Raw genomic sequence first — 7,472 nt, forward strand, 5'->3', positions numbered from 1 at the left:
CGGCGGAGCGGGCGCACGGCGTCCGTGACTCCGACCCATCACGGGTACGGCCGAGGGGGACCGGCCGTCGGCCGGTCCCCCTCGGTGGATCGCGCGTCAGCCGCCCGCGCGGGCCGCGCCGGACGTCACGTCCGACGCGGCCCGGTCCCGGGTCAGCTGCAACCGCTGGTGGAGCCGCAGCCCTCGCAGATGTAGCAGGACCCGGCGCGCTGCATCTTCGTGCCGCAGGAGAAGCACAGCGGGGCGTCGGCCTGGATGCCGAGCTGCATCTCGACGAGCTCCGCGGACGTGTGCGCCTGCTTCGGAGCGGGGGCCGGGGTCTCCGCCTTCGGGGCGGGGGCGACGGCCTTCGGCTCCTGCTGGAGCGGGGCGGACTGGGCGAGGCCCTCGACGTCCACCTCGTCCTCGGCCGGCTCGTACGAACCGGTCTCCAGGTGGCGCTGGCGCTCCTCGGCGGAGTGGATGCCGAGCGCCGAGCGGGTCTCGAACGGCAGGAAGTCCAGCGCCAGGCGGCGGAAGATGTAGTCGACGATCGACTGGGCCATCCGCACGTCCGGGTCGTCCGTCATGCCGGCCGGCTCGAAGCGCATGTTGGTGAACTTCGAGACGTACGTCTCCAGCGGCACGCCGTACTGCAGGCCGACCGAGACGGCGATGGAGAAGGCGTCCATCATGCCCGCGAGGGTCGAACCCTGCTTGGACATCTTCAGGAAGACCTCGCCGAGACCGTCGTCCGGGTAGGAGTTGGCGGTCATGTAGCCCTCGGCGCCGCCGACCGTGAAGGAGGTGGTGATCCCCGGGCGGCCCTTCGGCAGGCGCTTGCGGACCGGGCGGTACTCGACGACCTTCTCGACCTTCGCGGGCTCGACCTCGACCTTCTTCTCCTCCTTCTTCTTGGCGGAGAGCGGCTGGCCGACCTTGCAGTTGTCGCGGTAGATCGCGAGCGCCTTGACGCCCATCTTCCACGCCTCGAAGTAGATCTCCTCGACCTCCTCGACGGTCGCCGTCTCCGGCATGTTGACCGTCTTGGAGAGCGCACCGGAGATCCACGGCTGGATCGCGGCCATCATGCGGACGTGGCCCATCGGGGAGATGGCGCGCTCGCCCATGGCGCAGTCGAAGACCTCGTAGTGCTCCTGCTTGAGGCCCGGGGCGTCGATCACGTTGCCGTGCTCGGCGATGTGGGCGACGATCGCCTCGATCTGCTCCTCCTGGTAGCCCAGGCGGCGCAGGGCCTGCGGGACCGTGCCGTTGACGATCTGCATCGAGCCGCCGCCGACCAGCTTCTTGAACTTGACCAGGGCGAGGTCGGGCTCGAGGCCGGTGGTGTCGCAGGACATCGCGAGACCGATCGTGCCGGTCGGGGCGATGACGGACGCCTGGGAGTTGCGGAAGCCGTTCTTCTCGCCGAGGCGGAGCACGTCCTGCCAGGCCTCCGTGGCGGCGGCCCAGATCGGCGTGTCCAGGTCGTCCATGCGGACGGCGGTGGTGTTGGCGTCGGCGTGCTGCTTCATGACGCGCTTGTGCGCCTCGGCGTTGCGGGCGTAGCCGTCGTACGGGCCGACGACCGCGGCCAGCTCGGCGGAGCGGCGGTACGAGGTGCTGGTCATCAGCGAGGTGATCGCGCCGGCCAGGGCGCGGCCGCCGTCGGAGTCGTACGCGTGGCCGGTCGCCATGAGCAGGGCGCCGAGGTTGGCGTAGCCGATGCCGAGCTGACGGAAGGCGCGGGTGTTCTCGCCGATCTTCTGGGTCGGGAAGTCCGCGAAGCAGATGGAGATGTCCATCGCGGTGATGACCAGCTCGACGACCTTCGAGAAGCGCTCGACGTCGAAGGACTGGTGGCCCTTGCCGTCGTCCTTCAGGAACTTCATCAGGTTCAGCGAGGCCAGGTTGCAGGACGTGTTGTCCAGGTGCATGTACTCGCTGCACGGGTTCGAGCCGTTGATGCGGCCGGACTCGGGGCAGGTGTGCCAGTGGTTGATGGTGTCGTCGTACTGGATGCCCGGGTCGGCGCAGGCCCAGGCGGCCTGGGCCATCTTGCGGAACAGCGACCGGGCGTCGACCTCCTCGATGACCTCGCCGGTCATGCGGGCGCGCAGGCCGAACGTGCCGCCGGTCTCCACGGCCTTCATGAACTCGTCGTTCACGCGGACCGAGTTGTTGGCGTTCTGGTACTGGACGGACGTGATGTCGTCGCCGCCCAGGTCCATGTCGAAGCCCGCGTCGCGCAGGGCGCGGATCTTCTCCTCCTCCTTGACCTTGGTCTCGATGAAGTCCTCGATGTCGGGGTGGTCGACGTCCAGGATGACCATCTTGGCCGCGCGGCGCGTGGCACCGCCGGACTTGATCGTTCCTGCGGAGGCGTCGGCGCCGCGCATGAAGGAGACCGGGCCGGAGGCGTTTCCGCCGGAGGACAGCAGCTCCTTGGAGGAGCGGATGCGGGAGAGGTTCAGGCCGGCGCCGGAGCCGCCCTTGAAGATCATGCCCTCTTCCTTGTACCAGTCGAGGATCGACTCCATGGAGTCGTCGACGGACAGGATGAAGCAGGCGGAGACCTGCTGGGGCTGCGGCGTGCCGACGTTGAACCACACCGGCGAGTTGAAGCTGAAGATCTGGTGCAGGAGGGCGTGGGCGAGCTCGTGCTCGAAGATCTCCGCGTCGGCGGGCGACGAGAAGTAGCCGTGCTCCTCGCCGGCCTTGCGGTAGGTCTTCACGATGCGGTCGATGAGCTGCTTCAGGCTCGTCTCGCGCTGGGGGGTGCCGACGGCGCCCCGGAAGTACTTGCTGGTGACGATGTTGACCGCGTTCACCGACCAGAAGTCGGGGAACTCCACGCCGCGCTGCTCGAAGTTGACCGAGCCGTCGCGCCAGTTGGTCATGACGACGTCACGGCGCTCCCAGGCGACCTCGTCGTACGGGTGCACGCCGGGGGTCGTGTGGATGCGCTCGATGCGCAGGCCCTTGCCCGCCTTGGGCCCCTTGGCGCGGGAGCCTCGTGCCGGGCCGCTCGTCGTCTCTGTCATGCCGCCTCCCATATGTGGGCAAAAACGCCCTTATGTGCCCAGATCTTCCCAAGGCACGGTCTCTGTACTGTCGCCGCGGGCGCCGCTCGTAACGCCCGTGGCAGGTCGATTGGCCGCCTCGGCGGCCGGTCGCCGGACCGCGGGGTCCGGCCGGCCGCTCAGTCGGCGGCTGCGGGCACCGGGACCCCGGGGGCCGCACCGGTGCCGCGCTCCTCCGCGGGAGGCCGCCGCTCGCGCAGTTCCGCGATGGCGGCCTCGAAGTCCTCCAGCGTGTCGAACGCGCGGTACACGGACGCGAAGCGCAGGTACGCGACGAGGTCGAGTTCCTGCAGCGGACCGAGTATGGCGAGACCGACGTCGTGCGTGGTGAGTTCCGCGCTGCCGGTGGCCCGGACGGCCTCCTCGACCCGCTGGCCCAGCTGCGCGAGGGCGTCCTCGGTGACGGGCCGCCCCTGGCACGCCTTGCGCACGCCGTTGATGACCTTGGTCCGGCTGAAGGGCTCGGTCACCCCGCTCCGCTTCACGACCATGAGGGAGCAGGTCTCCACCGTGGTGAAACGGCGGGAGCAGTCGGGGCACTGGCGGCGGCGTCGGATGGACGTCCCGTCGTCGGTGGTGCGACTGTCGACGACACGGCTGTCGGGGTGCCTGCAGAAGGGGCAGTGCATGGTCCCAACCCTCCTTCACAGCACGACTGAACAGCCTCGGAGGGCCCTCCCGGGGCCCCTCGAAGCAGCCACAAGCATAGGCGATGCCCATCGCCCCGACGGACGGGGACCACAACTTCTGGGTGCCTGTGACCATGCAACCACTACATGTAGGGCCCGGCCCTCATTCGCGGCGTGGCGCGTGTCGCGCCGCGCGCCGGTCTTCCGGGCCGGCGACGAGCCTACGGCACGACCGGCCCCCGAGGACTCCGGGGCACGACAGAAGGGACCGGCGGCGGGCTTCCGGCGGGCGGCGCGGCACGCCGCACGGAGCGGGGCGTGCGCCGCCGGGGCGGCGGTGGGCGATACCGTGATGACCCGAATCGCCTCTGTGGCGAAAGGTCGCACATACACCCAGGCACACGCACATGTAAGCCATTCCCCTTTTTTTCACTCGAACGTGTGTTTGGCGCAACCTTTCGAAAGCAACTACCGTTGTGCCAGCCAGGGAGACCATTCGAGAGGGGCCGACGTGACCACCACCGCAGACAGTGCCACCATCACCGCCCAGGGCCGCTCCCAGGGCCGATTCGAGCCGGTACACGCCGTGACCATGAACGAGGCGGGCACGGCTCCCGAGCCCGCCAAGCCCACGCGCTCGCTCCCCGGCCGACCTCCCGGCATCCGGGCCGACAGCTCGGGCCTCACCGACCGGCAGCGGAGGGTCATCGAGGTCATCCGCGACTCCGTGCAGCGACGCGGGTACCCACCGTCGATGCGGGAGATCGGCCAAGCGGTCGGCCTGTCCAGCACGTCGTCGGTGGCGCACCAGCTGATGGCCCTGGAGCGGAAGGGCTTCCTGCGGCGGGACCCGCACCGCCCGCGCGCGTACGAGGTGCGGGGCTCCGACCAGCCGAGCGCTCAGCCCGCGGACACGACCGGCAAGCCCGCCGCCTCGTACGTCCCGCTCGTCGGCCGGATCGCCGCCGGCGGGCCGATCCTGGCCGAGGAGTCGGTCGAGGACGTCTTCCCCCTCCCCCGGCAACTGGTGGGCGACGGCGAGCTGTTCGTGCTGAAGGTCGTGGGGGACTCCATGATCGAGGCCGCGATCTGCGACGGCGACTGGGTCACGGTCCGTCGCCAGCCGGTCGCGGAGAACGGCGACATCGTGGCCGCCATGCTGGACGGCGAGGCCACGGTCAAACGCTTCAAGCGGGAGGACGGCCATGTCTGGTTGCTTCCGCACAATGCCGCCTACCAGCCCATCCCCGGCGACGAGGCGACCATCCTCGGCAAGGTGGTGGCGGTTCTGCGGCGGGTCTGAACACTCCGTCGCCCCCGACCGGGCCCCGGGACCTCTGCGCCGGTCCCGGGGCCCTGCTGTGTCCGGCTAGACCGCGGCCTTCGCCGCCCGGTCGATGGCCGCCAGGGAGCGGCGGACCTGGTTGCGGTCCGTCGTGTACCAGAAGTCCGGCATCGAGGCGCGTAGGAAGCTCCCGTACCGGGCGTTCGCCAGGCGCGGGTCCAGGACCGCCACCACGCCGCGGTCGCCCGTCGCCCTCACCAGGCGGCCAGCGCCCTGCGCCATGAGCAGCGCCGCGTGGGTCGCGGCGACGGCCATGAAGCCGTTGCCCCCCGCCTCCTCCACGGCCTTCTGGCGGGCGCTCATCAACGGATCGTCGGGGCGCGGGAACGGAATGCGGTCCATGACCACCAGCTGGCAGTTCGGCCCCGGCACGTCGACGCCCTGCCACAGCGAGAGCGTCCCGAACAGGCAGGTCTCCGGATCGCCGGCGAACGCCTTGATCAGCTCGCCCAGCGTGTCCTCGCCCTGCAACAGCACGGGCTTGTCCAGACGGCCCCGCAGCTCCTCGGCGGCGGCCTGCGCCGCCCGCATGGAGGAGAACAGGCCGAGCGTCCGGCCCCCGGCGGCCTCGATCAGCTCCGCCAGCTCGTCCATCATGTCCGTCCGGCTGCCCTCCCGCCCGGGCGTCGCCAGGTGGCGGGCCACGTAGAGGATGCCCTGCTTGGGGTAGTCGAACGGCGACCCGACGTCGATGCCCTTCCACACCGGGAGGTCCTCGCCCTCGACGCCCTCGGCGGCGAGCCCCAGCGAGGCCCCCACCCCGTTGAAGTCCCCGCCCAGCTTCAGCGTGGCGGACGTCAGGACGACCGACCGGTCCGCGAACAGCTTGTCGCGCAGCAGCCCCGACACGGACAGCGGCGCCACCCGCAGGGAAGCGCCGAAGCGGTCGTGCCGCTCGTACCAGACCACGTCGTACTCGGAGCCGTTCGCGACGCGCTCCGCCACCGCGTGGACGTTCTCCACGGAGGCCATGGCCTGCTTGCGGACGGCGTCCTCGTCCTGGACGGAGCGGTCCCGCGTGTTGCCCAGCGCCGTGATCGTCGCGCGTGCCGCGTCCCGCAGGGCCATCAGCGCGTACGCCAGGTCCTCGGGGACCTCCTGGAGGCGGCCGGGCAGGGCCAGCTCCATCAGCTTCTCGAACCCCTCCGCCGCGGTCTGCAACTGGTCGGCGGTCTTCTCGTCGACGAGCTTGGCCGCCCGCCGCACCGCCCGGTTGACCTGGCCGGGCGTGAGCTCACCGGTGGCGACGCCGGTCACGCGGGACACCAGCTCGTGCGCCTCGTCGACGATCAGCACCTCGTGCTGCGGCAGGACCGGGGCGCCCTCGATGGCGTCGATCGCGAGGAGCGCGTGGTTGGTCACCACGACCTCGGCGAGCTTGGCGCGCTCGCGCGCGGCCTCCGCGAAGCACTCGGCTCCGTACGCGCACTTGCTCGCCCCCAGGCACTCGCGCGACGAGACGGACACCTGGGCCCACGCCCGGTCGGAGACGCCCGGCGTCAGGTCGTCCCGGTCCCCCGTCTCCGTCTCGTCCGACCAGTCCCGCAGGCGCAGCAGGTCCTGCCCGAGCTTGCTGGTCGGGGCGGCCGCCTCGAACGGGTCGAACAGCCCGTCCTCCTCTTCCTGCGGCACGCCCTCGTGGATCCGGTGCAGGCACAGGTAGTTGGAGCGGCCCTTCAGCATCGCGAACTCCGGGCGGCGGCGCAGCAGCGGGTGCAGCGCCTCCACCGTCCGGGGCAGGTCCCGCTCGACGAGCTGCCGCTGCAGGGCCAGCGTGGCCGTCGCCACGACGACGCGGTCCCCGTGGGCCAGGGCGGGCACCAGGTAGCCGAGGGACTTGCCGGTGCCGGTGCCGGCCTGGACGAGCAGGTGCGTACCGTCGTCGACGGCCTGGGCAACGGCCTCGGCCATGGCGACCTGGCCTGGCCTTTCCGTGCCGCCGACGGCGGTGACGGCGGCGTGGAGGAGCTCGGGGAGGGATGGCTTCGTCATAGCCCGTCCACCCTACGGCGCCGCACCGACAGCCGGACCACCCCTCGGGATTTCCCCGCCCGCTTCCGGCCACTCCCCCGGCGCAGCCGCCCCGGGCAGCGGTCGCGCGCCACCCGTACGGGCGATACCGGGCCGCCCCCGGTCGCACGGGGTTGACGGGCCGGGCCAACCCCTGGCGGAAGAGGACCCGTTCGGCGGTGGCGAGGGCCTCGGCGAAGCGGTCGGGGACGGCAGCGGCCTGCTCGCCGGTGAGCGTCGGCGGCGACAGGAGCCGTACGGCACCGGAGCGCGGCCCCGCCGTACCGACGAGGCCCCGGCCCGGGCACTCCCGCCGCACGGCTTCCGCGGGGGCCGGGGCGGTCGGGGCGCGTCACCGGGCCGGACGCGGCGTCGACCGGCTCGACGCCGGTCGTGAGGCCCCGGCCGCGTACGCCACCGACGCGG

Annotated in this window: 5 protein-coding genes; 2 read left to right on the forward strand and 3 right to left on the reverse strand. The window is 71.5% G+C overall.

What is annotated here, in order from left to right:
* Positions 1-152: 152 nt before the first annotated feature.
* Positions 153-3,023 carry a vitamin B12-dependent ribonucleotide reductase gene (locus RND61_RS17240; RefSeq protein ID WP_315878857.1) on the reverse strand — a complete coding sequence of 957 codons (2,871 nt, stop codon included), beginning with the start codon at positions 3,021-3,023 and terminating at the stop codon, positions 153-155.
* A 158-nt stretch (positions 3,024-3,181) separates the two neighbouring features.
* Complete coding sequence (nrdR, locus tag RND61_RS17245) at positions 3,182-3,691, reverse strand: transcriptional regulator NrdR (protein ID WP_315878858.1); 510 nt, start codon at positions 3,689-3,691, stop codon at positions 3,182-3,184.
* A 511-nt stretch (positions 3,692-4,202) separates the two neighbouring features.
* Here nrdR and lexA point away from each other — a divergent pair.
* Positions 4,203-4,994, forward strand: coding sequence for a transcriptional repressor LexA (lexA, locus tag RND61_RS17250; protein ID WP_315878859.1), 792 nt, complete (start codon positions 4,203-4,205; stop codon positions 4,992-4,994).
* 66 nt (positions 4,995-5,060) lie between these two features.
* On the opposite strand, the gene RND61_RS17255 is transcribed toward lexA, so the two are convergent.
* Entirely contained in the window at positions 5,061-7,028 is a 1,968-nt protein-coding gene (locus RND61_RS17255) for an ATP-dependent DNA helicase (protein ID WP_315878860.1), read from the reverse strand.
* Between the two features lie 197 nt (positions 7,029-7,225).
* Here RND61_RS17255 and RND61_RS17260 point away from each other — a divergent pair.
* On the forward strand, positions 7,226-7,472 hold a 247-nt coding region (locus tag RND61_RS17260), incomplete at its 3' end, for a hypothetical protein (protein ID WP_315878861.1).

Origin of the sequence: Streptomyces tamarix, from assembly GCF_032423885.1 — a bacterium.
In the GTDB taxonomy this organism is placed as follows: domain Bacteria; phylum Actinomycetota; class Actinomycetes; order Streptomycetales; family Streptomycetaceae; genus Streptomyces; species Streptomyces tamarix.

Excerpts from the sequence above, each read along its gene's own strand:
- nrdR (WP_315878858.1), bottom strand. The coding sequence starts at position 3,691 with ATGCACTGCCCCTTCTGCAGGCACCCCGACAGCCGTGTCGTCGACAGT.
- RND61_RS17255 (WP_315878860.1), bottom strand. The coding sequence starts at position 7,028 with ATGACGAAGCCATCCCTCCCCGAGCTCCTCCACGCCGCCGTCACCGCC.
- RND61_RS17240 (WP_315878857.1), bottom strand. The coding sequence starts at position 3,023 with ATGACAGAGACGACGAGCGGCCCGGCACGAGGCTCCCGCGCCAAGGGG.